The organism is Lysinibacillus sp. GbtcB16, from assembly GCF_019091145.1.
Classification (GTDB): domain Bacteria; phylum Bacillota; class Bacilli; order Bacillales_A; family Planococcaceae; genus Lysinibacillus; species Lysinibacillus fusiformis.
The window spans coordinates 2,174,545-2,199,592 of record NZ_JAGXJV010000001.1 but is presented as its reverse complement, the minus strand read 5'-3'; the positions used below and the strand labels follow the sequence as shown (position 1 = coordinate 2,199,592).

At 38.5% G+C, this 25,048-nt stretch carries 24 protein-coding genes and 1 pseudogene; 22 read left to right on the top strand and 3 right to left on the bottom strand.

Going from position 1 to position 25,048, the window contains the following annotated elements; genetic code table 11:
• Positions 1-8 precede the first annotated feature (8 nt).
• The 9 genes from rnz to KVT27_RS11205 all read left to right on the top strand — a co-directional run bounded on the left by rnz (position 9) and on the right by KVT27_RS11205 (position 7,367).
• A complete protein-coding gene (gene rnz, locus KVT27_RS11245) occupies positions 9-941 on the top strand; it encodes a ribonuclease Z (RefSeq protein ID WP_217581298.1) in 933 nt (310 codons plus the stop codon).
• A gap of 144 nt (positions 942-1,085) precedes the next feature.
• Entirely contained in the window at positions 1,086-1,316 is a 231-nt protein-coding gene (locus KVT27_RS11240; RefSeq protein WP_217581297.1) for an acyl-phosphate glycerol 3-phosphate acyltransferase, read from the top strand.
• A gap of 122 nt (positions 1,317-1,438) precedes the next feature.
• Positions 1,439-2,020: a TetR/AcrR family transcriptional regulator gene (locus tag KVT27_RS11235; RefSeq protein ID WP_036126791.1), complete on the top strand. Its 582-nt coding sequence runs from the start codon at positions 1,439-1,441 to the stop codon at positions 2,018-2,020.
• Positions 2,021-2,096: 76 nt separating this feature from the next.
• Positions 2,097-3,473, top strand: coding sequence for a DHA2 family efflux MFS transporter permease subunit (locus KVT27_RS11230; RefSeq protein ID WP_217581296.1), 1,377 nt, complete (start codon positions 2,097-2,099; stop codon positions 3,471-3,473).
• A gap of 84 nt (positions 3,474-3,557) precedes the next feature.
• Positions 3,558-4,178: a sporulation-specific diadenylate cyclase CdaS gene (gene cdaS, locus KVT27_RS11225; protein WP_080709156.1), complete on the top strand. Its 621-nt coding sequence runs from the start codon at positions 3,558-3,560 to the stop codon at positions 4,176-4,178.
• A 137-nt stretch (positions 4,179-4,315) separates the two neighbouring features.
• Entirely contained in the window at positions 4,316-4,720 is a 405-nt protein-coding gene (locus KVT27_RS11220; protein ID WP_216604582.1) for a MarR family winged helix-turn-helix transcriptional regulator, read from the top strand.
• A gap of 53 nt (positions 4,721-4,773) precedes the next feature.
• On the top strand, positions 4,774-5,715 hold the full coding sequence (locus KVT27_RS11215) for a ring-cleaving dioxygenase (RefSeq protein WP_036148929.1): 942 nt from the start codon (positions 4,774-4,776) through the stop codon (positions 5,713-5,715).
• Positions 5,716-5,731: 16 nt separating this feature from the next.
• Positions 5,732-6,787, top strand: coding sequence for an LLM class flavin-dependent oxidoreductase (locus KVT27_RS11210; RefSeq protein ID WP_036221810.1), 1,056 nt, complete (start codon positions 5,732-5,734; stop codon positions 6,785-6,787).
• A gap of 13 nt (positions 6,788-6,800) precedes the next feature.
• Complete coding sequence (locus tag KVT27_RS11205) at positions 6,801-7,367, top strand: NADPH-dependent FMN reductase (protein ID WP_036148925.1); 567 nt, start codon at positions 6,801-6,803, stop codon at positions 7,365-7,367.
• 57 nt (positions 7,368-7,424) lie between these two features.
• Here KVT27_RS11205 and KVT27_RS11200 read toward each other — a convergent pair whose 3' ends face one another.
• Complete coding sequence (locus KVT27_RS11200; protein WP_217581295.1) at positions 7,425-8,450, bottom strand: DUF2332 domain-containing protein; 1,026 nt, start codon at positions 8,448-8,450, stop codon at positions 7,425-7,427.
• A 117-nt stretch (positions 8,451-8,567) separates the two neighbouring features.
• Between KVT27_RS11200 and KVT27_RS11195 the strand changes: the two genes are divergently transcribed.
• Together KVT27_RS11195 and KVT27_RS11190 are read left to right on the top strand one after the other, a co-directional pair.
• Positions 8,568-9,449, top strand: a complete 882-nt coding sequence (locus tag KVT27_RS11195) for a LysR family transcriptional regulator (protein ID WP_217581294.1) — start codon at positions 8,568-8,570, stop codon at positions 9,447-9,449.
• Positions 9,450-9,560: 111 nt separating this feature from the next.
• Entirely contained in the window at positions 9,561-9,839 is a 279-nt protein-coding gene (locus tag KVT27_RS11190) for a YuzB family protein (protein ID WP_081937113.1), read from the top strand.
• A gap of 49 nt (positions 9,840-9,888) precedes the next feature.
• Here the strand turns inward: KVT27_RS11190 and namA are convergent, their stop codons facing one another.
• Together namA and proC are read right to left on the bottom strand one after the other, a co-directional pair.
• On the bottom strand, positions 9,889-10,899 hold the full coding sequence (namA, locus tag KVT27_RS11185) for an NADPH dehydrogenase NamA (protein WP_008178311.1): 1,011 nt from the start codon (positions 10,897-10,899) through the stop codon (positions 9,889-9,891).
• Between the two features lie 48 nt (positions 10,900-10,947).
• Positions 10,948-11,751: a pyrroline-5-carboxylate reductase gene (gene proC / locus KVT27_RS11180; protein WP_036126779.1), complete on the bottom strand. Its 804-nt coding sequence runs from the start codon at positions 11,749-11,751 to the stop codon at positions 10,948-10,950.
• A gap of 346 nt (positions 11,752-12,097) precedes the next feature.
• On the opposite strand from proC, the gene KVT27_RS11175 reads away from it, so the two are divergent.
• From KVT27_RS11175 to KVT27_RS11125, 11 genes and pseudogenes are all read left to right on the top strand, one after another.
• On the top strand, positions 12,098-13,087 hold the full coding sequence (locus KVT27_RS11175) for an MBL fold metallo-hydrolase (RefSeq protein WP_052059870.1): 990 nt from the start codon (positions 12,098-12,100) through the stop codon (positions 13,085-13,087).
• An 8-nt stretch (positions 13,088-13,095) separates the two neighbouring features.
• Positions 13,096-13,845 carry an SDR family NAD(P)-dependent oxidoreductase gene (locus KVT27_RS11170; protein WP_036126775.1) on the top strand — a complete coding sequence of 250 codons (750 nt, stop codon included), beginning with the start codon at positions 13,096-13,098 and terminating at the stop codon, positions 13,843-13,845.
• 73 nt (positions 13,846-13,918) lie between these two features.
• On the top strand, positions 13,919-14,713 hold the full coding sequence (locus KVT27_RS11165; RefSeq protein WP_036126773.1) for a MerR family transcriptional regulator: 795 nt from the start codon (positions 13,919-13,921) through the stop codon (positions 14,711-14,713).
• A gap of 86 nt (positions 14,714-14,799) precedes the next feature.
• Complete coding sequence (locus KVT27_RS11160) at positions 14,800-15,603, top strand: CPBP family intramembrane glutamic endopeptidase (protein ID WP_036126771.1); 804 nt, start codon at positions 14,800-14,802, stop codon at positions 15,601-15,603.
• 410 nt (positions 15,604-16,013) lie between these two features.
• The gene (locus KVT27_RS11155; protein ID WP_036126768.1) at positions 16,014-17,207 is read left to right on the top strand and encodes an argininosuccinate synthase; all 1,194 of its coding nucleotides are present in this window, start codon (positions 16,014-16,016) and stop codon (positions 17,205-17,207) included.
• 80 nt (positions 17,208-17,287) lie between these two features.
• Positions 17,288-18,670, top strand: a complete 1,383-nt coding sequence (gene argH / locus KVT27_RS11150; RefSeq protein WP_036126767.1) for an argininosuccinate lyase — start codon at positions 17,288-17,290, stop codon at positions 18,668-18,670.
• Between the two features lie 238 nt (positions 18,671-18,908).
• Positions 18,909-19,058: pseudogene (locus KVT27_RS11145) on the top strand (winged helix-turn-helix transcriptional regulator); the annotation flags it as partial.
• A 741-nt stretch (positions 19,059-19,799) separates the two neighbouring features.
• Positions 19,800-21,083: an alpha/beta hydrolase gene (locus KVT27_RS11140; protein ID WP_217581293.1), complete on the top strand. Its 1,284-nt coding sequence runs from the start codon at positions 19,800-19,802 to the stop codon at positions 21,081-21,083.
• Between the two features lie 11 nt (positions 21,084-21,094).
• Entirely contained in the window at positions 21,095-21,409 is a 315-nt protein-coding gene (locus tag KVT27_RS11135) for a DUF3784 domain-containing protein (RefSeq protein ID WP_051998130.1), read from the top strand.
• Between the two features lie 180 nt (positions 21,410-21,589).
• Positions 21,590-23,512 carry an AraC family transcriptional regulator gene (locus KVT27_RS11130; protein ID WP_082011561.1) on the top strand — a complete coding sequence of 641 codons (1,923 nt, stop codon included), beginning with the start codon at positions 21,590-21,592 and terminating at the stop codon, positions 23,510-23,512.
• Positions 23,513-23,856: 344 nt separating this feature from the next.
• Positions 23,857-25,044: a hypothetical protein gene (locus KVT27_RS11125; protein ID WP_036148918.1), complete on the top strand. Its 1,188-nt coding sequence runs from the start codon at positions 23,857-23,859 to the stop codon at positions 25,042-25,044.
• Positions 25,045-25,048: the final 4 nt, after the last annotated feature.

Here is a 25,048-nt window from a genome sequence, read left to right as displayed (position 1 = left end):
TGGCATTTGTGCAGCTACATTTTTTAGGAACAGGCGCAGGCATGCCTTCCAAAGAACGAAATACGAGTGCCCTGATGCTAAAGCTATTAGACGAAATAAGCGAAATGTGGCTTTTCGATTGTGGAGAGGCGACTCAACATCAAATTTTACACACGTCGTTAAAGCCGCGGAAGGTGTCAAAAATTTTTATTACGCATCTACATGGTGATCATATTTTTGGATTGCCTGGCTTTTTAAGCTCCCGTTCGTTTCAAGGTGGAGATGAACCTTTAACGATCTTCGGTCCAGCAGGTTTACAGCAATGGATTGAACAAACTTTTTCTTTATCAAAGACTCATTTAACATATCCTTTGCACTTTGTAGAAGTTCAAGAAGGGATTGTATATGAGGATGATTGTTTTACGGTATATGCGAAGGAATTGCGCCATGTTGTTCCATGCTTTGGATATCGTATTGAACAAAAGGATTTACCTGGAGAATTATTAATCGAGAAAGCCAAGGATTTAGGTGTTCCCAAGGGACCACTTTTAGGACAATTGAAAAGAGGCCATGATGTCGTGCTTGATAACGGCGATGTCATACAAGCGAAAGATGTTGTTGCACCAGCCAAAAAAGGCTTTACACTTACCATTTTAGGTGACACAAAATATTGTGAGGAAGCTGTTCAGCTATCAATGGGTGCTGACATCATTGTCCATGAAGCTACGTTTGACGGCACAACTACGGATTTAGCCGCCAATTATGGTCATGCTACCAATGTGGAAGCAGCAAAGGTGGCACAGCAAGCAGGGGCACAATATCTACTACTGAATCATTTAAGTGCTCGTTTTCTTTCACAGGATTTACCGCCATTTTTGGCAGAGGCTCAGGAAACTTTCCCGCAAACGTATCTAACTTCCGATCAAGCGATTTATACTTGGCAAAACAATACATTGCTTTAATATTGGAAAACATCTATTAATTGGAATAACAGCTAATAGATGTTTTTAATTTTTTATGCTATACATTAATAGTGTGTAAAAGGAAAAATATAGTACGATAAATCACTTAATTCCCGTATAATTGAAAAAAGGGGTGTGGTTAAAATGAATCAGCAAAAGATGCCGCCAGCACTATTACGACTTATCGTTATTTTTCCAAATGTGCTGAGCTATTTATTACTATTCGGTCTCATCATGTTTGTCATAACAAATTATGAAACTTTGAAAGCAACAAATAATCTAACTGTCTGGATCATTTTTATTGTCGTCTTGGCACCAGCTGCTACATATACGACTTTTACTATTGTGAGAAAGATTAGGGCTGGACATATGTAAGCCAACGTATACGTGTTACCTGTAGAAAATTAGTTCTAGAGGTAGCACGTTTTTTTTTGACAAGGAGGGGAAAGTTGTTTATATTTTTGTTAGTCACGACTAACATTTTGGAGGGGCTGAGCATGAAAAAAGATACAAAAGAGAAAATTCTTATGGCAGCTACAGATTTAATGACTGAAAAAGGCTATTCGAATGTGTCAGTTAAAGATATTGCCACCACTGCTGGTGTGAGTGAAATGACTGTTTTTCGTCATTTTGAAACTAAGATGGGCATTCTTCAGGCAGTACTTCAAACCCATTCATATATCCCGTACTTTGAACGTTTTTTTGCCGAAGAGTTATCAGGTAATCTCGTCAATGATCTTCAGCAAATTGCTCAAACGTATTTAGCGTATATGGAAAAAAACAAACCCATTTTTCTCATCGCAGCCCAAGATCGTGATAGACTACCTGAACTAATGAAATCTATTGCCAATACCCAAACCCAACAGCTACAAAAGTTATTGGCCGCTTATTTCCAGTCCAAAATTACGCAAGGGACGTTGAAGGAGATTGATACTTATGGGCAGGCGATTGTTTTTTTAACGAGCCTCTTTGGTTTTTTTGTAACCAATGCATTATGGGACAATCATTTTTTAAAGGATCAGCAAGAACCTTTTATTCAACATTTAGTAGCAACTTTTGTGAGTGGAGTAAGCGTATAGCTGTTCCCTCACTAAGGGCTATTTATTTTCAACTAAAATGTTAGTTATTACTAACTAACAAAAGGGGCAATGAAATATGAAAGACAAAAGAAATTTAATTGTAGCGATTTTATTATCCGCTGCCTTTGTATCTATTCTCAATCAAACATTATTGCTAATTGCCATGCCACCACTCATGGAGGATTTCAAGATTGATGCCAATTTAGCTCAATGGCTTACGACCGTATATTTATTAACAAATGGTATTCTCATACCAATAACGGCTTTTTTAATCGGCCATTTCTCCAACCGTTTATTGTTAATCGTAGCATTAACCTTATTTAGTGTAGGCACATTTTTAGGTGCGTTTGCGCCATCCTTTATAGTTTTATTGATTGCTAGAATCATTCAAGCATCTGGTGCAGGAATCATTATGCCTTTAATGCAAACCATTTTGTTAACGATGTACCCAAAAGAAAAACGTGGTTCCATTATGGGGTTTGCTGGCCTAGTAACTGGTTTTGCCCCAGCAGTTGGCCCAACCTTAGCAGGCTGGATTTTAGATCATCTTACATGGAGACATTTATTTTTTACGGTTCTGCCAGTCTCCGTTATTGTCCTCACGGTAGCATCTATTTTTATGAAAAATGTAACGACGAAAAAGGAGGGGCAACTAGATAGCCTTTCTATCGTGTTTTCATCCTTTGGTTGGGGAGGCTTGTTATACGGCTTCAGTATTGCGGGAGCCGTTGGGTTTCTATCAATGCAGGTATGGATACCATTAGCAGTGGGAATCATTATGCTTGTTCTATTTATTAGACGACAGCTCCGTTTATCACAACCAATGCTAGAATTTCGTGTGTTTCAATCGACCATTTTCACGATTACAACTATATTATCAAGCCTAGTTTATGCACTTATGATTGGTACGCAAATACTGTTAACTTTTTATATTCAAAATGTCCGTCAAATGACCGCATTTGAAACAGGGTTAGTGTTATTGATGGGTGCATTAGTGATGGGGATTATGTCGCCAATAACAGGTAAAATTTTCGATAAGGTTGGAGGTAAAGGCTTAGCACTTGGTGGATTTACATGTATGTTGCTTGGATCTAGTGTGTTAATAGGGTTATCAATGAACACGAGTCTTTGGTTCCTTGCACTCCTCTTTACTACGATTTCATTGGGCATTTCCATGATAATGATGCCTTTGACAACGGCTGGTATGAATGCACTACCTATAGCATTGATGGCACATGGAACAGCGATGAATAGCACATTGCGTATGGTTGGAGGAGCGTTAGTCACAGCGTTATTAGTTACCATCATGAGCACAGTCACTACGCTTCAGCTCCAGATGGGTACCGCAAATGCTATGCTAAGTGGAATTCGTGCAGCCTTTTTCGCGACAACCATTTTAAGTACAATCGGACTTATATTGTCTTTCTTATTAGAGAAAAAGAACGCTTCATAGCTCTAATCGTCTGTGACGCATAAAAATAGCTTTTCCAGAGAAACTAAGAGAGAAAAGCTTTTATAAAAAAGAGAGGTGCCTTTTGTGAATTCAATAAATTGTGATTTTTCACCAATGAAAGAAACATTAAAAGATGAGCTTCTCCAAGTGATTATGTCATTACAGCAAAGTGTTCAACAGATGGATACAGATACAAATTGTCTCCTTGGCAATTTTGAAAAAATTAAAGAAAAATTTGTGGCAATAGAAATGAAAGCAGCCACATTTTATTTAAATTGTTATCTTTCCCCGTTTACTGAAAAGTATCCAGAACTATCGCATAGTGTACAAAATATGTCGCTGAGAAGACATGGTGGTTTAATTGTGATCCAGCGGGAAGACGCTTTGGAGAATCTAGTTCAGCCTGGTATTCATATAGGTGCTGACTTAACCCATTCATTAGTAGAATCTATTTTTTTTCCGGGCAATCCTCTTCATGATGGAGCTGTATTAGTCAATCATAATCAAATTGAATCGGCTGCCAATGTATTGCCACTGTCTGAACGTTATACAGGTGAAAGGAAATTAGGCACTAGACATCGTGCAGCATTGGGATTAAGTGAGGTAAGTGATGCACTTGTTATGGTCGTATCAGAAGAAACAGGGAGAATATCATTTGCTTTTAAAGGCAATTTATATCCTATTACCACACATGGCATTATATAGGGACATTCCCTATGTAGTTAATATCTCAGATTCGAGATATTTTCCTTGCTACTTTATCACTTGCGTGGTAAAGTGATAACAGAAGGGAGGATAAAGTCGTGAAAAATCATACATTAGGTACTTTAACCTGGATTCGCATGATGCGCTTTACAGCCCAAAGTAATCAATTATCCAATGAATTTTTAAAACGTTTTGATTTAACAACTGCACAATTTGATGTGCTAATCCAAATAAAAACCTATGCACCTATTACACAATGTCAACTAGCAGAGAAGGTAACAGTCACACAAGGTGGAATGTCTCGCATGCTAGCAAGACTGGAAAAAGAGGGACTCATTGAGCGTAAGCAAAATTGGAAGACGAAGGCGATTTCGTTGACGGCAAAAGGGGAGCAAATGATTGATGCAGCGACACCTAGTCAGCTTCACTTCCAATCCTCATTTTTTGAAGATGTATTAACAGATGAAGAAATGAAAACTTTATATAAAGTCATGACAAAGCTGGAAAAGCATAGTCAGGAAAAAAAATTGCCACAAGCGTAATTTTTTTTACGCTATCACTTGCGTAGTCAAGTGAGTTCGAGGAGGAGCAGCGAATGAACAAATTAAGTGGACACCATCATATTTCCATGCTAACGAAAAATGGAAAACAAAATAATCATTTTTACACAAAAATTTTAGGGTTACGACGTGTGAAGAAAACTGTGAATCAAGACTCTCCATCTATGTATCATTTATTTTATGGGGACTTAACAGGTTCAGCGGGAACCGAATTAACATTTTTTGAGATGCCTGTTGCGGGCCGTACAGTGCGAGGAACTAATGCGATAACACGTATTGGTCTACTTGTACCAAGCTATGAGAGTTTACTTTATTGGAAAGGTCGCTTTCAAGAGCTTGAGGTTGAACATAGTGACATCACCACATATGCAGGGAAAGATGCCTTATTTTTTGAAGATCAAGAAGGGCTGAGAATGGTGTTATTAAATCATCATGGTCAGGAAACGCCAACTCAATGGCAACCATGGGATGGCAATGAAATCCCTGAAGAGCATCGCATTTTAGGAATGGGTACAGTTGAAATTACGGTGCGTTATTTACAACGGACTGTAAATTTACTACAAGATTTATTTCACTATACAGTTGTTGCAGAAAATGACCAAGGGACAGTTCTGCAATCGATAGAGGGAGAAGTACTTGGAGAAATTCTTGTTAAAGAATTAGAAGGACCAAGCGAAAAGCCAGGAAAAGGGAGTATTCACCATCTTGCTATACGTGTAGCAACGGTGGAGGAGCTTCAAGAATGGGATACAAAAATTAAAGAACTAGGGTTGACTAGTACAGGTGTCGTCGATCGTTATTATTTCCAAAGTCTTTATTTTAGAGATCGTAACGGAATTCTATTTGAAATGGCAACAGATGGCCCAGGGTTTACGGTGGATTCCACAGTAGATGAACTAGGAAAAGAGCTAGATCTTCCGCCATTTTTAGAAGAAAAACGAGCAGAAATTGAAGCGATTTTAGAGCCGCTTGAATAAGGAGAGATAAGTCATAATGGAAAAATATCGTATTGATCAATCACAAGGACTTGAATTTGGGCTGTATTCTTTAGGAGACCATATTCCCAACCCACTAACAGGAGAACGAATTTCTGCGCAGCAACGACTACAAGAAATAGTTGAAGCTAGTCAATTAGCGGAGCAAGCGGGTATTGATGTATTTGGAGTAGGCGAAAGTCATCAATCGTATTTTACAACGCAAGCACATACAGTCGTGTTGGGCGCCATAGCACAAGCGACATCAAAAATTAAGCTGTCAAGCTCTGCTACTGTGCTGAGTGTTTCCGATCCTGTACGTGTATATGAGGATTTTGCAACTATTGATTTATTATCGAATGGTCGCGCAGAAATTGTGGCAGGTCGTGGTTCCCGAGTAGGTGCCTACCATTTACTCGGTGTAGATTTACATGACTATGAAGAACTTTTTGAAGAGAAATTAGAGCTACTCATGAAAATCAATGCAGAGGAGCTTGTAACGTGGGAAGGACAGTTCCGTGCTCCACTTCATCACGCTCAAATTTTACCACAGCCAAAAAGTGGCTCCTTACCGATTTGGCGTGCTGTCGGAGGTCCACCTGCAAGTGCCATCAAAGCAGGATATATGGGAATTCCCATGATGTTAACGACTCTTGGTGGGCCGGCTGCGAACTTTAAGCCATCAGTGGATGCATATCGAGAAGCGGCAGAGCGACAAGGCTTTGATCCAAATGAATTGCCAGTTGCCACAACAAGCTTGTTTTATGTAGCCGATACAACAAAAGAGGCATTGCAAGGGATGTATCCACATTTAAATGGTGGTTTCCAAGCGATACGTGGGGGAGGCTATCCAAAGCAGCAATTTGCACAAGCAACAGATACACGGGATGCGTTAATGGTCGGAAGCAAGGAGCAAATTATTGAGAAATTACTTTATCAATATGAGCTTTATGGCATGCAACGATTTATGGCTCAAATTGATTTTGGAGGCGTGCCATTCGATAAAATCATGAAAAATATTGAAATGATCGGTAATGATATTATTCCTGCAATGAAAAAATATACAGCAAAATAAGGAGCGAACAGTCATGAAAATTGTCGCACTTGCCGGTTCTATTATCGGCTCAAAAACAAGAACAGCTATGCATAAATTTGTCGAAATGGTCCAAAAAAAATACCCGGAGCATGAAGTGACGCTTCTGGATCTCGCTGACTATCAACTAGTATTTAGTGATGGACGTAATTATTTTGACTATGAGGGCGATACAAAATATGTGACAGAAACCATCATGGCTGCGGATGCTATTGTTATTGGTACGCCAACATTCCAGGCATCCATTCCAGCAACATTGAAAAATATCTTTGACTTATTACCAGTCAATGCCTTTCGCGATAAAGTGGTCAGTGTTGTGGTCACAGCAGGTACGTCGAAGCACTACTTGATGGTGGAGCAGCAATTAAAGCCGATTCTAGCTTACATGAAGGCCCATATTGTGCCAACCTATGTATTTATAGAAGAAAAAGACTTTTTACGCAAAGAAATTGTCAATGATGATGTTCTTTTCCGTCTTGAACGGTTAGCAGAGGACACTGTAATGGTAACAGACGCATTTGCAGAAATTCGTGCGAAAAAAGATGCTGAATACGATTTTTAAAGATTAAAAGAAACGCTGTGTAGCAATAGGGCACAGCGTTTCTTTTTATTGTACATGCTAGCAGTTGGCCCATTTAAACCAGCGTGCATGCCCATCTGGTCGTTCCATTGTACGAATCGGCTCAATGGTGCCAAGATGCATAAAATCTTGATGTAGCTGTAAGTCAAATAGATTATTATAGCAATGATAAAGAGGTCGCACCATGCTTATTTCCTTTAACTGCTCCATTAATTCAATCCGTAATGATAATGGCATTTGATTGGCGACATGTGTATGATAAACGACTAACATTGCCTCTTGCGCAATTGTTTGACTAATCTCTTGGATCAGTTGGATTGCATCATCCTTTATTAACTGAATATCTAATTGACCAAAGATAGGGAGAGCTTCATTCAACAACAATCGACGTTCGTGGTGTTCAGGCCAGATTAAAGCTTGCAGCCATTGACTTTCTTCCTTTTGCCGGAGATCAATAGGATTTAAATCAATGCCAATCCTTCGACAAACAACAGGTGGCTTAGACACAGTCGCAGGAAGTGTTTCCCCTCGGTTTTCTGAGGATATGGTACACCCATTGCTCGTATTGATAATGGATAATTGACGATTGTAGCAATAATTGTAGTGATCCATACCAAGCTGAAGTCCAGCACTTGCTCCTATTTCTATGAAGGCTAATGGTCGTTGATGCTTGTGATATATGTCAGTCATCATAGGATAGAGATAGGCACAACGTCGAATTTCATTGGTTTGGACAAGTTTTTCTTGAAACAATGACTTTAATTGTGCTGTATGCGCCATTACAAATGCCTTAAAGACAGGGTAAACCCCTTGAATGGGAAGTGGAGTTGCCGTAAGAGACGCGTAATACTTAGCTAAAGGATCTTTCAAGGAACCCAATAAATATTGCACAGCCGCCAACAATAAATTGGGTGCTGGTTGATTGGGTGGAATCATGGAGGCAATCTCTAAAAGCTCCTCATCCACAGCAATATTATTAGCTAAATGTTCATACAGGGGGCTAGAGTCTACACATTCCTGTTCGGCAAATACTCGAAATTGACGACTTAATGTAGCATAAGACATGTATATCTCTCCTTTTGCATCATCTATTTAATAGTCAGTCTATTATTATTGTATAATTTAGTAAATTAAATATATGTAATGAACTTAATCAAAAATAGTAATCAAGGAGGAGAAAACATGGAGTTTAAATGGTTACAGTCCTTTATTGTAGCGGCTCAAACTTGTAATTTTCGAACAGCGGCACAACAACTTCATCTTTCACAGCCAAGTATCACCGTTCACATTCAACAGTTAGAAGAATTTTTGCATGTTCAATTGTTTAAGCGTGAAAGAAACCGTGTCCAATTAACTGAAGCCGGGAAGCTTTTTCGACTAGAGGCACAGCAAATGGTCCTTCAGTGGGAGCAAAGTATTGAACGTATTCGTTTAGTCAGTAAAGGCATTCATGAAAAGATTATTATCGCTATGACCCCTTTAATGGTGGAAACCATTTTACCGCATGTTTTGTATCAATTTATCAATGATCACCCTGCATTGGAAATTTCGATTTTAGTGGAGGATTCAGCTAAAATTGAAGATTTAGTTCATCAGCATCAAGCGCATATAGGTATCTCCTTATTACCAACTCGCTATCGACATTGGCATCAAGAGCTGCTTATTGAAAGCCCGTTAGAATTAGTGATTCCATTAGATGCTTATGACGATGAAACAGGGGCTTACATCGATTATGAAGAGCTATTTCAAACATATACATTATTTACGCATCATCACCCAACTATTTGGAATGAGCTTTTACATAATTTAAGAGAAAACTATATGTTAACGAGGCAAGTATCAATTTCCCAATCCTATGTCGTAAAAAGACTAATCAAAGACGGCTTAGGGATGTCTTTTCTACCTCGTATGATCGTAAGAAAAGAGCATATGGAGGGACGTTTTAATATTGTACCGTTTGAAGGTTTTTCATTGCCAAATGTACCCGTATACTTGTTCTATAAAGAGTCGACAAATGTTCCAAATGACTTACTAGAGCTATTACTAACTAGAAATTATTTATAATTCACATGATGTTCAAAAATGAGGGGAATCTGAGTGAATTGTTTGTAAGGGTTTTCATAGACAGTGACCCATTATGGTATGATAGATAATAGTTTGTAAGGGGGAATAAACATGGTATTTTCTCTTTTTAAAAAGAAGAAAGATTCACAGCCATTAAAAAATAGAGTTGAGTTTTGCATCACGAATTTATCGTTAGGTGCGGCAGATGCATATGATGTCTTACTAGAACGTGAAGATATTGAGATGGAGGAATCGGGTTGTACATCGCATTGTGACATCTGTGAGCAAGGTATTTTTGCTATTGTGAACGGAGAAATCGTCACTGCGGATGATGCGGAGGCATTAGTACAGGCTATTGATGAAGAAATCAAACAAAATCCACTGTTCTAATTAAAAAACAGCTTGTGAACGCACAAGCTGTTTTGTTATGGAACGAGGATTACCAACCACGAACATATTGTACGGGTGGTTGCAGTTCTTCGCTTAATTCTTTAGCTGCATGGAGGGGCCAGTACGGCTCACGGAGTAATACACGAGCTAAGAAAATTAAATCTGCACGGTTATTTTGCAAAATTTCTTCGGCTTGAATGGCTGTTGTAATAAGACCCACTGCACCAGTAGGGATATCAGCTCCATGTTTGATGGCTTCTGCATGAGAAACCTGGTAACCTGGAAAAACATTGATAGCAGCAGGGACAACGCCACCTGTTGATACATCTACAAGGTCTACCCCTTGTGACTTCATCCAGCGGCTAAAGACGATGAAATCTTCCATTGTAGTGCCATCCTCTGCGTAATCTTCTGCAGAAACACGTACCAACAATGGCCCATCCCAAACACTGCGAATGGCATCGATGATTTGACGCAATATACGGTAGCGATTTTCCTGTGAGCCACCATATTGATCTTCACGTTTGTTCGTAGCAGGCGATAAAAATTCACTGATTAAATAGCCGTGTGCTCCATGAATTTCTAGTACGTCAAAGCCTGCCTTTGCAGCACGAATAGCCGCTTGTTTAAACGCTTCAATCACATGATGAATGTCCTCTTCAGACATGGCTGTTGGTGTTTGATAGTCTGAACTAAAGGCAATTGCTGATGGGGCAAAAATTTCGCCATCTATTGCTGCTTTACGTCCGGCATGACCAAGCTGGATGCCTGTTTTAGCCCCATATGCTTTCATGCCTTCTACTAATTGACGTAAGCCTTCAATATGCGCGTCATCCCAAATGCCTAAGTCCTTGTTGGAGATACGACCTTCTGGTACAACACCCGTAGCTTCTAAAATGATTAATCCTACTTGCCCAGCTGCCCGTGTCGCATAATGGACTTGATGGAAAGGTGTGACCATACCATCATCCTCGGCTGAGTACATACACATTGGTGCCATGACAACACGGTTTTTTAAGGAAATCGATTGTAATTGATAAGGTTCGAATAATTTACTCAAAATAAAGCCCCCTAATTCCTAGTGATAAACTTTATTTTGCACCTAATGTTATCCATTTGCAAGTGAACGAGATCGTGCTTCTGCTTCTTTAATACAAGCTTCAATCGCCTCATTAAATTGATACTGCTCTAGCGCTTGAATCCCCGCCTCAGTTGTCCCGCCAGGGCTTGTTACTTTTTTGCGTAGGACATCCGGTTCATCTACGGATTGCTTGAGCATTTCAGCAGTACCAGCAAGAGTTTGTGTCATCAATAATCGTACTGTATCTTTGGATAGACCTACCTCTGTTCCTACACGCTCGAACGCTTCCATTAAATAATAAATATAAGCAGGACCACTACCTGAAAGGGCTGTGACTGCATGTAATTGATCCTCATCGACTTCAATAACGGAGCCAACAGCCTCTAATAACTGGAGAAAAAGAATACGCTGTGCAGTAGATACTTCGTTATTAAATGCAATGCCGCTTGCGGACATACCGATAGTGGCAGACGTGTTAGGCATCACTCGTGCGACTGGACGGCTCCCTAAAAGTTCAGTAATCGTCCCTATCCCAATTCCTGCTAGAATGGACAGAATCGCAGACTGTGCTGTGATTTTTGGTTTTAACTCCCGCATTGCTGCAATTGCGTCTTTTGGCTTCATCGCCAAAATGATTAGATCTGCCTGACGAAAAATGACCTGATCAAACATGCAGTGAATGCCATATGTTTCTTGTAAAAAATGTAGACGTTCTTTGTCAGAGCGATTGGTGACGTAAATTTCCTGTGGTGAAAATACCTTTTGCTTTATCCACCCTTGAATCAATGCCTCTGCCATTGAGCCCGCACCGATAAATAAAATTTTTTTCATGAATAAAACCTCCAGTTCAAAATAAAAAAGCGCTCTCGTCCTTATTTAGAAGGACGAAAACGCTTTTGTTTCCGCGGTACCACCTTTGTTTGCCAATGTTGGCACAACTCTTAGCCCTTTTATCGCAAGGGAGACGGTTATGTTTGCATAACTGCTCAGAAATAGGTTCGGTAATGGGAGTGGGTGATGTTACTCTCAGCAAATGTAACACTCTCTAACACCTTCACCAATTACGTACTCGGCTTCTTCAACGCACATTAATAATTAGATTATTCAAAATTATAGTGATGGATGAGCTACCTGTCAACAGGAAGATGACGAAAACAGAAAAAACTTGTAAAATAGAATGAATCAGTATTCACTAGCGAGTAAAAAGGGGGAGACAACTTTGTCTATATACAAAATAGAAATACCAACACCCTATGAAGTAGGAGATGTCAATGCATTTATTGTGAAAGGTGATGCACTTAGCATTTTTGATGTTGGACCAAAAACGGTAGAAGCCTATGATGCTCTGAAATGGGGAATTCGTGCCGCAGGCTACGATATGCGAGATATTGAACAAGTTGTGCTCACCCATCATCACCCTGATCATGCGGGATGGGTCGATGCATTTCCACATGCTGAAATTTTAGGCCATGCCTATAATGATAAGTGGCTTCGTCATGACGAGGAGTTTTTACGTTATCACGAGCAATTTTACAGTGAACGTTTATTTGAACATGGGGTGCCACAAGAGTATATTGCTAAAAGCGTTCATGTTCGTCGCGAATTAGAGCTTGTAGGTGAACGTCCATTGACACAAATTTTGGCGGATGGAGATGAAGTACCTGGGCATCCAGGATTAAAGGCAATTGAAACATTAGGGCATGCACAAAGCCATTTTATTTTTTGGGATGAACAAACCCATCATGTGATTGGCGGAGATTTATTACTTGAAAAAATAACGCCGAACCCTTTAATTGAGCCACCATTAGATCATTCATTGGGACGCACAAAATCATTATTACAATATAACGAATCGCTAGAAATTTTACGCCAATTACCTGTCAAAATGATGTATACAGGACATGGGGCTGAACTACAAGACATTCCAATCTTAATTGATAAACGACTAGAAAGACAGCATCAGCAATCCATGAAAGTTTGTGAATTACTAGGGGATGATCAATTAACAGTTGTGCAAGTGACGAAACGATTGTATCCAGCTATCTTCCAGCATATGCTTGGTTTAACTCTATCCAAAACATTGGGGCATTTAGATTATTTAGAGGCAAATAATTATATTACTTCAACGAAGACAGAAAAAGGCATCTATTTATTTAAAAGAAAGTAGGACTATATATGAATAGTAAGACGATCTTTGTGACAGGGGCAACAAGTGGTGTAGGCTTAAAAATAACGGAGTTACTAGTAGCGCAGGGTCATACCGTTTATGCTACAGGCCGCAATGCTGTAGCTTTAAAAGTTTTAGAACGTTTGGGAGCCAAAGTCATTCAAGCTGATTTAACCCATTTACATACACTCGACGCTGTTTGTGCGCAGCTTCCACCCATTGATGTTGCCATCCTTTCAGCTGGTGTTGGAAAGTTTGCTGAGGCTCCAAAGTTAATGGATGAGGATATTGCACAAATGATTGAATTAAATATTAGTGTACCTATTTACCTTGCTAAACGGTTAGCTTCCACGATGATGGAGCGAAATCAAGGGCATTTGATTTTTATTGGGTCTCAGGCTGGCAAGGTCGCCACTCCGAAAGCAAGTGTTTATGCAGCTACCAAGCATGCGATTGTAGGATTTACAAATGGACTACGGATGGAGCTTGCGCCCTATCATGTAAAAGTAACGGCTATTCACCCTGGACCGATTGATACACCATTTTTAGACAAGGCCAATGATCAAAGTGGCTATCGCGAATCTTTAGGTAGATTTTTATTATCAGCTGATGAAGTGGCACAGGCGACAATTAAAACAATTGAGCGCCCAGTTCGAGAGATCAACCTCCCAAAAATCATGGGGCTATCAAGTAAACTGTATGCACTGGCACCTGCAACTATTGAGTTGTTAGGGAAATCATTTTTCCATAAAAAATAATGAACATCTAACTGTAAGCATGTACTTCTCATGTCTACAGTTTTTTCATACTGACTAAGAAAAGGGGGGTATTATGTATACAATTGGACAAGTGGCAAAATTTTTAGGCATTTCTAGAGATACGATCAAATATTATGAGGAAAAGGAATTGGTTAAGCCTCAACAAAATAGTGAGAATGGCTATAGAACATACAATCAATTGGATATATATCATTTAACAACCGTCAATTTTTATCGAGAATTGGATTTAGAAATTAAACGAATACAAGAAGTAAGAAAAGGCATGAGTATTGAGGGAATCCAACACCTATTAGAGGAGAAAGAACAACAGGTATTAGAGGAGATAGCCTATAAAAACCTACTGTTAAAAAAACTCCAAAATGCACAAGAGGATTGCCAAAAAATTCAACAATACTTAGGTACCTTTACGATAAAAGAAATGAAACCTCTAGCCATGGTAGGCGTAATAGACCATTATACAGCTTATGAAGAATATGACGCACTTAAAGAAAACACAGACAGTTTAAAAAAAGCGGTTATCCTGACATCATTAAGAAGAGTAATACAGTTTAATGAACAAGGCATGCAGGAAGAAAAATTTATGATTGTGCGAAAGCTAGAAGAAAACGAGGAAACGTTAGAAGAGCAAGTTTTATATCATCCTACCTGTTTATATACGGTCATTGAAGATGGAAGATGGTCAACGGGTGGCAATAATACAGACGACCAAGTGGAGGCGACAATTAGAAGAGTAGCTAAAGAAAATGGCTATGAGCTTTTAGGTCTCGTTTATATTAACTTATTACTAGCCACTTTCGAGGGAGGACTAGAACGAATTTTTTTAGAAATGTATGTTCCCATAAAATAGAGTGATAGATGGAAATATGTATTGACCTGTGAGCAACCCCCAGGTTTAAGCTGAAAGTATTCAGAACGAAACGGGGGATTTATGATATGAACAAAAAAAAGAAGCTAAAAAGACCTGTAGCGAGTTTCATTATCCTGACTAATATCATCTTTTTGCCACTTTTTTGCCTTGTAGGAGCCGTTAAAATGTTAGGCTTTCCTACCTGGGTATTCGATATAGTACGCTGTCTATCTGCATGGTCATCGACTTTTGCCTTTGCCATACTATTTTCAAAAATTTATCCAGGGCAGCATTTTTTACATTTCGTGAAACAAAAATTTAAAAATCAGCTTCGATTTTCTGTCATTCTTTCTGCTCTGCTTATTCAAGCCACCATCTTTATGATCATCTTACTTCTTGTTATGAAAAATACTCAAGCTGATGCTATCTTGACTATTTCCTCTTGGGGAATGCTTAGTTATTTTTTCTTTAAAAATCTATTGTCAGGACCTATAGGAGAAGAATTAGGGTGGAGAGGCTTTGCGTTGCTTGAGCTCCAAAAGAAATATGGGTCATTACAATCTGCAATCATCATAGGATTTTGGTGGGGAATTTGGCATTTACCTATTTGGTTCACAACAGGACTTACAGGGCTGGAGCTACTAAAATACATCATATTCTTTATGCTTTCCATCATTTCTACGACCATTATTATGACAGCCTTCTATACAATTAATCAAAATTTAATCATTCCTATAATGATCCATCAATTCTTCAATTTTTTTATAGGCATTATAAACGATAATTTAATTATTTTAATGATGTATAACGCTATCCTGTATTCAATAGCAGCCTTTCTACTTATACTGATGAATCCAAATAAGGTTTGGTCTAATAAACCTAGCCAATGACATCATAAAGCCAATGTGATGATTTCCACACTACCGCCGGGTGCGCTTCTCGCTTGTAAACAATTGATCAATTGGCTCCCAAAGACCCATTAAGATGAAAATGGATAGTTTGTTTATTTATCCATTAGTAGTGTCATAAGAATCCAGTTTATACATTGGATTCTTTTTTGTTGTAATTTATACAGTATACATTTATGTCTATAGTAAAAAAGCGTTTTTTTTGAGTATATATCATTGATTTCTTTAAGAGTAATGTATGGGTAAGCTGACTTTTTATAAGAAAAATAAAAGTCTATTAATTTATAAAAATACACTTGTTTTTATTTTTATAACATGATACTATTCGTGTATAAACTTTTAATTGAATGTATAAACATACATATCTATAGAGCAATGGAGGCGCATTTTTTATGGCAAATAAAAAGGTTGTACTAGCATATTCAGGTGGACTTGATACTTCGGTAGCAATTCCATGGTTAAAAGAACAAGGTTGGGACGTTATCGCAGTATGTCTTGACGTTGGTGAAGGGAAAGATCTGGAGTTTGTAAAAAACAAAGCTCTACAAGTAGGAGCGATTGAATCTTATATGGTGGATGCAAAGGATGAATTTGCTGAAAACTATGCATTAATCTCATTACAAGCACACACTTGGTATGAACAAAAGTATCCATTAGTGTCAGCTCTTTCTCGTCCATTAATTTCGAAAAAATTAGTTGAGATTGCGAACCAAGTAGGTGCGGATGCTGTCGCTCATGGTTGCACAGGAAAAGGAAATGACCAAGTTCGTTTTGAAGTTTCTATTAAAGCATTAAATCCTGATCTAGAAGTATTAGCACCAGTTCGTGAGTGGGGCTGGAGCCGTGATGAGGAAATTGAATATGCGATGAAACATAATGTTCCTATTCCTGCGACATTAGATTCTCCATTTTCAATTGACCAAAACTTATGGGGTCGTGCGAATGAAGCGGGCATTATGGAAGATCCATGGGTATCTCCACCAGAAGAAGCTTATGGCTTAACCGTTTCAGTAGAAAACGCACCAAATGAAGCAGAGTATGTGGAAATCGAATTCGTGGCTGGTAAACCAGTTGCTTTAAACGGCAAAGAAATGAAGCTTGCTGATTTAATTCAGGAATTAAACGCAGTAGCAGGTGCACATGGCATTGGACGTATCGATCACGTTGAAAATCGTTTAGTAGGTATTAAATCTCGTGAGGTTTATGAAATTCCTGGCGCTAAGGTGCTGTTAACGGCTCATAAGGAGCTGGAAGATTTAACACTTGTCAAAGAATTAGCCCACTTCAAGCCAGTCATTGAGAAAAAACTATCTGAATTAATTTATGATGGTTTATGGTTCTCTCCATTACGTGATGCACTTGAGGCATTCCTTGCCCAATCACAGCAATATGTGAATGGTACAGTGCGTGTGAAATTATTCAAAGGGCATGCCATTGTAGAAGGACGTAAATCACCAAATTCACTATACAATGAAAAATTAGCCACATATTCGAAGGAAGATCAATTCAACCACGCTTCCGCTGTAGGCTTTATCGAACTATGGGGTCTACCAACTGTAGTGAACTCAGCTGTTAATAAAAAGTAATCGTAATAAGCAGGGTGGGGTGAAGCATTTGTGCTTGCCCTACACCTTTTGAAAAGTAATAAAGGAAAAGGTGAGCTGACATGACAAAACTTTGGGGTGGACGTTTCCAAAAATCAGCAGAAGCATGGGTAGATGAATTCGGTGCATCCATTGGCTTTGATCAACAACTTGTGCTAGAGGACCTTGAAGGTAGTGTTGCACATGTCACAATGCTAGGCGCAACAGGGATTTTACCATCAGCTGATGTAGAGGCCATACTGAGTGGTCTTGCCCAACTGAAAGAAAAGGCAATAGCAGGTGAGCTTGAATTTAGCATTGCTAATGAAGATATACACTTAAATTTAGAAAAGATGCTCATTGATTTAATTGGTCCTGTTGGTGGCAAACTACATACAGGACGTAGCCGTAATGACCAAGTTGCGACGGATATGCATCTCTTTTTGAAAAAGCGTGTCCAGGAAACAATTGATTTAATTGCTATATTCCAACAAACTTTATTAGTCCAAGCCGAGGAGCATATTGAAACGATTGCACCGGGCTACACACATTTACAACGAGCTCAGCCCATTTCTTTTGCCCATCATTTAATGGCCTATTTTTGGATGCTAGAGCGTGATAAGCAACGCTTCACAGAATCCATCAAACGCATTGATATTTTGCCATTAGGGGCAGGAGCGATGGCAGGGACAACATTCCCAATAGACCGTTTAAAATCAGCAGAATTGCTAGGATTTAATGATGTTTATGCCAACTCGATGGATGCTGTAAGCGACCGTGACTTTATTGTAGAATTTTTAAGCAATGCATCCTTGTTAATGGCTCATTTATCGCGCTTTGCTGAGGAAATTATTATATGGTCTACAGATGAATTTAAATTTATCGAATTGGATGATGCCTTTTCAACAGGTTCTTCCATTATGCCACAAAAGAAAAATCCCGATATGGCTGAGCTCATTCGAGGCAAAACAGGGCGTGTTTATGGAAATCTAATGGGTTTGTTAACGGTTTTAAAGGGAACACCATTAACGTACAACAAAGATATGCAAGAAGATAAAGAAGGCATGTTTGATACAGTGCATACGATTCTTGGTTCTCTGAAAATCTTTGAAGGTATGGTTCGTACGATGACTGTCAATACGGAACGCTTACAGCAAGCTGTTCATGCTGACTTCTCGAACGCAACCGAGCTAGCTGATTACCTTGCTACAAAAGGTATGCCTTTCCGTGAGGCACATGAGGTGACAGGTAAACTTGTGTTCACATGTATTCAAAAAGGCATTTACTTATTAGATTTACCATTGGATGAGATGAAGCGTGAAAGCGAGCTAATTGATTCGGATATTTATGAGGTGTTAACGCCAGAAGCGGCTGTCCGACGCCGTCACTCCCTTGGGGGAACTGGCTTTGACCAAGTCAAAATTCAAATTGAAAAAGCCCAAGCTTGTCTAGCTGTCCAACATTAATTTTGCGTGCATGTCCTCGTGACTTTTGCATAGATATTCATTAAAGCTGTCCTGTGAGGCGCTATGAAAACCTTATCCTTTTTCAACAAAACCAGAGGGTGACATGAAAAAGAGTACCTTACATACGTGAAGGACAATCCCCAATTCTGGAGACGCGGAATTGGGGTTTTTGTATTTCAGCTAAACAAATTAGTAAATAGAAAAAGCCGATTTCCTAGTACGTTCACTAAGAGAATGCCTAATTATTCGTAAAAAATATGCTCAAATACCTCCAAAGGTAGAGTATAGTTTGTTTTCAAAAGGGAAATCCATAATCCCTATTTTAGATGCACTTTGTGAATGGGGAGAAGAACAGCTACAACAAATAAGCCAAGGAACAATGACATAAAAGTTGAGAAGAAATTAGAATTATGAGTTGTACTATTATTTTTAGTTTTAAACGGTAAAGAAAATAATCATGCATAAACGAATGGACAATGGTTCATAATAAGTGCGGAAACACTTATTAATCTAACCTGATGGGGAGGATGCAGAATGAGTAATAGTCAAACACCCAAAGACCAAGAATCTCAGGAAAGTCCGCCACAGCTGTTGATGGTTGAAGCTTCTTAAAACTTAAGCCTAAAGGTGAAGCAGAGTTCTGTTTCACTGTAGATTAAGGTGAAGCGTAAACCATCCCAGTAAAAAATCAAATAGAAGCAATAAGTGTCCATGGATCCAGAATTTTTCTGGATCCTTTTTTATGCTGCTTTTTCATGGGGGAGGTGGAGAAACTACAATAATCCCTACATTTGACAATGAAAAAAATCTGTACTACTCTATATAGAACAGATTCTGTTTGGTGTCCATTAGCCTATCGAATGGAATAGCTGTGTAATTAATCCAGTGAATTATAAAACAATGGAAGTAGGGGTATTATGCTTATAAATAGTAGGCATTTTTGGCACCACTATTTCACCTTTGGAAAAGGGCATTTTTTATTCCAATACATACGATCCATCCTTGTAAGCTAAGAACAATAAGGCATTGATGGGATAGTCAATTTTGCAAACAAATGGTGTTACATGACAATCAGTAGGGCAGTATGGCCAATTTTATTAGTAAGTTTGACATAGAAAGGGAGAGTAAATTGAAAAAATTGTTTGTGTTATGCTGTACGCTTTTACTTTTAGCTGGCTGTGGGCAAAAGGAAGAGCTTGTAGAAAATAAAGAGACCAAGGGGGAAAGTGCCATGAACGAACAGTTTATTGGAAAATGGGAAGGCAATATTGAAACACCGAATGGACAGCTACCAATCATTGTTGATTTACAGAAAAATAGTGGTACTCTATCCGTGCCAGCTCAGGGCCTATCTAATTTCCCGTTGCAGAGTGTGAAATATACAGGTGATCAGGTAACCGTTTCCATTCATTTAAACGGATCAATAATTGCTATTAATGGTACTTTCAAAAATGAACAAATAGAAGCTACATTTCAACAAAATGGTGGGAACTTCCCACTTATATTACAAGCATATAAAGAGGAACCAGTAACTTATGAAACATTAAAGATTCCAGTTCAGCAAGGTGACCTCATAGTGGCTCTTCAAAAAGCCAATACGACATCTCCATCACCAGTCGCAGTTATTATTGCTGGCTCTGGACCGACAGATAAGGATGGTAATTCAGTTTTAGCTGGTAAAAATAATAGCTTAAAAATGATTGCTGAAGGTTTGGCTCAGAAGGGAATCACAACTGTACGCTATGATAAACGAGGTATTGGGGATAATCAAGCACTCTTGACGAAAGAAGCAGATGTGACGTTTGACCATTTTGTTGAAGATGCAGTGCAAATCATCCAATCATTGCAGGCTAATAAAGCCTATACAAGTGTTCATGTCATTGGACATAGTGAAGGTTCATTAATTGGTTTATTAGCGGCTCAAAAAACAGGAGTAGCATCCTTTGTTTCGATTGCAGGTGCTGGACGTCCAATGGATGAAGTTTTAGTGCAGCAATTAAAAAGTCAACTAGCACCAAATTTATTCAAAGAATCAAAGGACATTTTGGCAGCTCTAAAGCAAGGAACGCAAGTGGAACATATTTCGCCAGAATTACAAGCAGTCTTCCGTCCTTCTGTACAGCCTTTCCTTATTTCCGTGTTAAAGTATAATCCAGCCACAGAGCTTGGAAAAGTAAAGAGTCCTGTACTACTTGTGCAAGGAACGACTGATTTACAAGTGAAGGAAGTCGATGCAGAGGCATTAAAGAAAGGTAACCCTGATGCAAAGCTTCTTTATATGGAGGGAATGAACCATGTGTTGAAAAAGGCACCAGAAGACTATGCCGCGAATTTAGCAACCTATGCAGACCCAACACTTCCACTACATGAAGATTTACTACCAGCTATTCAACAATTTATTAATGGAAAGTAGGCTGAGTCACTTTGGGTGTTTTTGTATATTTAATCATCATGCTTCCATTTCTCATCTTTGCCCTTGTATTATCACAGGGGAAAGGAACTTTTCTAATTGCTGGCTTTAACACAATGTCACAAGACGAAAAAGATACGTATGACGAAATAGCACTTGCAAAATTTATGGGGAAGATGATGTATGGCTACTGTTTTTGTGTACTTTTATGGGTGCTGAATGAACTATTTCAAACACAGTGGTTATTTATTGTAGGTCTTGTTCTTTTTGTAGTGCTTACGATTTTTTTAATGATCTATATGAACACAGGTAATCGATTCAAAAAATAAAAAATACAAAGAAGGACTTGATCGCAACAATGACAAGTCCTTTTTGTGTGAGAATCATTATCATTTATCTGGAATTCTGTTAAACTAGAGCCATGTCAATGGTTAAACTAGAAGGAGTGCTTGAACTAAATGAAATTAAGCGACCATATACTTTTGTGGAATCACGCGTACATTAAAATCATGGATATACGTTTTACAATGATGGAACAAGGAGAAGCATTCGGCCCTTATCCATTGCCTATGAATGCCTTTCTGTATACAAAAAGAGGCGATGCTCAAATATGGGTCGATAAAAATAGGCATTTAGTACAATCCTTTCATGCCTTTCATGCAGGAAAAGGTGTCTGTATACAGATTGTAGCAGAGAAGGAATTTGATTATTTTCTGATTTTCTATAAAACCACTCTACCGTTACCGAATCGACAAGAAATTGTAGCTTTGTTGGAAAACGACAATCCGTTTCAATACCAGTATGCTTTCGCACCAGCTAATCCACTTACTCTGCTTGATAAAGTGGAGCAAATGAATACGTTTTGGCTACAACCCAATGAAAAAGAGCTGAAACGTTTACATATAAAAGCATTGTTTTATCAATATATTTATGAATTACTACGACAAATGCATAACCAGGGAATTCACCCTATAAAGCCAGATATAGTTACAGAAGCCGTTCGCTATATTGAGGAACATTATCAGAGGCCATTGACGCTTGAAAAGCTGGCTCAGGAATTATCTTGTAGTGTAGGTTATTTATCTAAGTTATTTAAAGAAAAAATGCATACTAGCCCGATTCATTATTTGGGTGTCATGCGTATAAATAAAGCAGCGAAATTGCTAGTACAAACAGATGCGACATTGCAGGATATTGCTGATCATGTTGGTTATCCAGATGGCTATTCATTAAGTCGAAGCTTTAAACGACATAAGGGCATTTCTCCAGCTCAATTTAAAAAAGCATGGAAACAAAAAAGCGAAGATGAAGAATTGCCATTTTGGAGAAGAAGATATGCTATTCTCCCAAATCCTATCGAATGGTATATTGATGATGAAATTGAAAATCATTATCAACGAAAGGGAGCAAGCGAAATGTCGAAGTTTAAAAACATGAAGGTAACGGCCATGACGTTGTTTATGTGTCTATCATTATTATTAGCTGCATGCTCAAATGCAACAACTACAAATGGGGCTACACCAGCTGCCAATCAAGAAACAAAGGCGAATAGTGGGCAAGAAGTGATGCAGGAAGGGAAAACAAGAATTGTTGCTACGCCAAGAGGTGATGTTGAAATTCCAGCACAGCCACAGCGTGTAGCGGCTGATCAATATATGGGACAACTATTAAAGCTAGGCATTATACCAATCGGGGTTCGTGAAGGAATGTTAACGGAAGGGTGGATAAAAAAATCAGGTATTCCGCAAGAAACACTCGATAAAATTGAGAACTTGGGTAACTTTCCAATGAACCCAGAAAAACTCATTATGTTAGAGCCCGATTTAATTATTGGATCAATCGAAAAAAATATTGAACAATACGAAAAAATAGGAACGACAGTTTTTATCCCGTATTGGGAAGAACTTTCAACGGCAGGGCCTTTGGAAAAATTCAGAAGAATTGCTGAAGTATTTGGTAAAGAGCAAGAAGCGGAGGAATGGATAACAGGATATGAGCGCAAGGTAGAAGATGCTCGAAAACAAATAAAAGGCATCATTAAGGAAGGAGAAACGGTATCAATTGTGCAATTAAGCCCTACAGGTTTGTTTGTGTTAGCTGCTGAGGGTGGGAATTATGGTAGTAATACCATTTATCAGATGTTGAAATTACCTCCTACAGAACAAGCATTAAATATGAAAGAAGGCTTTGAAAATATTTCGCTAGAGGTGCTGCCCGAGTATTTAGGCGATCATGTATTTGTCTATGTGAATTCGCAAGAAGATGCAGAGGAGATATTGAACAGCCCTATTTGGCAAGGAGCCCCAGCAGTGAAAAATGGCCATGTTTATATGTATGGTGAATTCGATGATGAATTCGTCATGGAGGATCCATACTCTTTAGATCTTCAGCTTGATAAAATTGTCAACGTTTTATTAGAGAAAAAACAGTGACCAACATAACCTGAATTTGTTTTAACATAAACCCTCCTCGGTGGCTTGTTTTAGAGGAGGGTCTATGCTGAGATTGGTCCTAATGACAATAATTGCATGTTGTATGACTATTTTATAATATTAATAGCATAGAATTTATGACATGAAGTAGAGCCTATTAAGCAAGGTTCTACTTTTTATCAATACTTAAAAAACTGAATATTTAGGAAACTGTAAATTTAATGTCACAAATATGCTCGAAAAAGGGCTGTTCTTCTTCTTTTCTGTAAAAATAGAATTTTTAGAATAATAAGTATTATTATAGAGGACATTAAAAAATTAATAGGTAAGGAGAATTATTTAATATGTCTCAAATGTTAGCACTGACGATAGTACTTGCTATTCTTTACATCGGAGATATTGTCGCAACAAGAACAAAGGCTTGGATTCCATCTGTGTTCGTCTGTGCGGTATTATTTTTAATCGGCTATTGGACGTTTTTCCCGAAAGATATTGTTAGTATTGCCGGGATCGGTCCAGTAGTTGCCACGATGTTAATGTATTTATTAATTACCAATATGGGGACACTTCTGTCACTCAAGGAATTGAAAAACCAGTGGAAGGCAATTGTCATTTCATTGGCCGGTATTGTAGGAATTATTGCTATTTTATTTACCATTGGCGCCATGATTTTTGATTTGAAAACAATGATTGTGGCAGTTCCACCATTGGTTGGAGGAGTTGTGGCTGCATTAGTCATGTCAGAAGGTGCCTCGGCTGCTGGCTTAGAGGATTTAGCAGTTTTTGCAATTGTTATTTATGTCATTCAAGGATTTGCAGGCTATCCGATTACTTCAATTGTATTAAAACGTGAAGCAAAACGTTTATTAAAAGAACACCAACAAGGTAAGCTACATACGATTTCACAAGTGCAGGAAGAAGAAAACGCTGCTACTGAACAGCCTAAATTATTTAGGAAGATGCCTGCCAATTATAATACAGAATATTTTAAATTTTTCCGTTTAGCGCTTATTGGTTTATTGGCCTACGGTACATCGACCGTATTAGCTCCAATTGTGACAGTTAATGCGCTAGTACTGTGCTTAGTGTTTGGTGTACTTGCTTCAACAATCGGTTTTTTAGAAAAGCAACCGTTACAAAAAGCAAATGGCTTTGGCTTTGCCATTATGGGCTTAATGCTCTTTATATTCGACGGCTTAAAACAGGCAACCCCTGAAATGCTAATGCGCATTATTGTTCCGTTAGTTGTTTCGATTGTCCTAGCTGTAGCCGGCATGTATATTTTCTCGTTCATCGCAGGGAAAATATTAAAAGTTAGCCCGAACTTAGCGTTTGCGGTTTCCTTAACAGCGCTATATGGTTTCCCCGCAGATTATATTTTAACGAATGAAGTGGTGAAATCATCGACGACGGATGAAAAAGAGCGTGAAATGCTGCTAAGTCGTATGCTGCCACCTATGCTTGTTGGAGGCTTCATTAGTGTAACCATAACATCGGTTATTTTAGCGGGTATTTTCGTCAATTGGCTATAAAAAA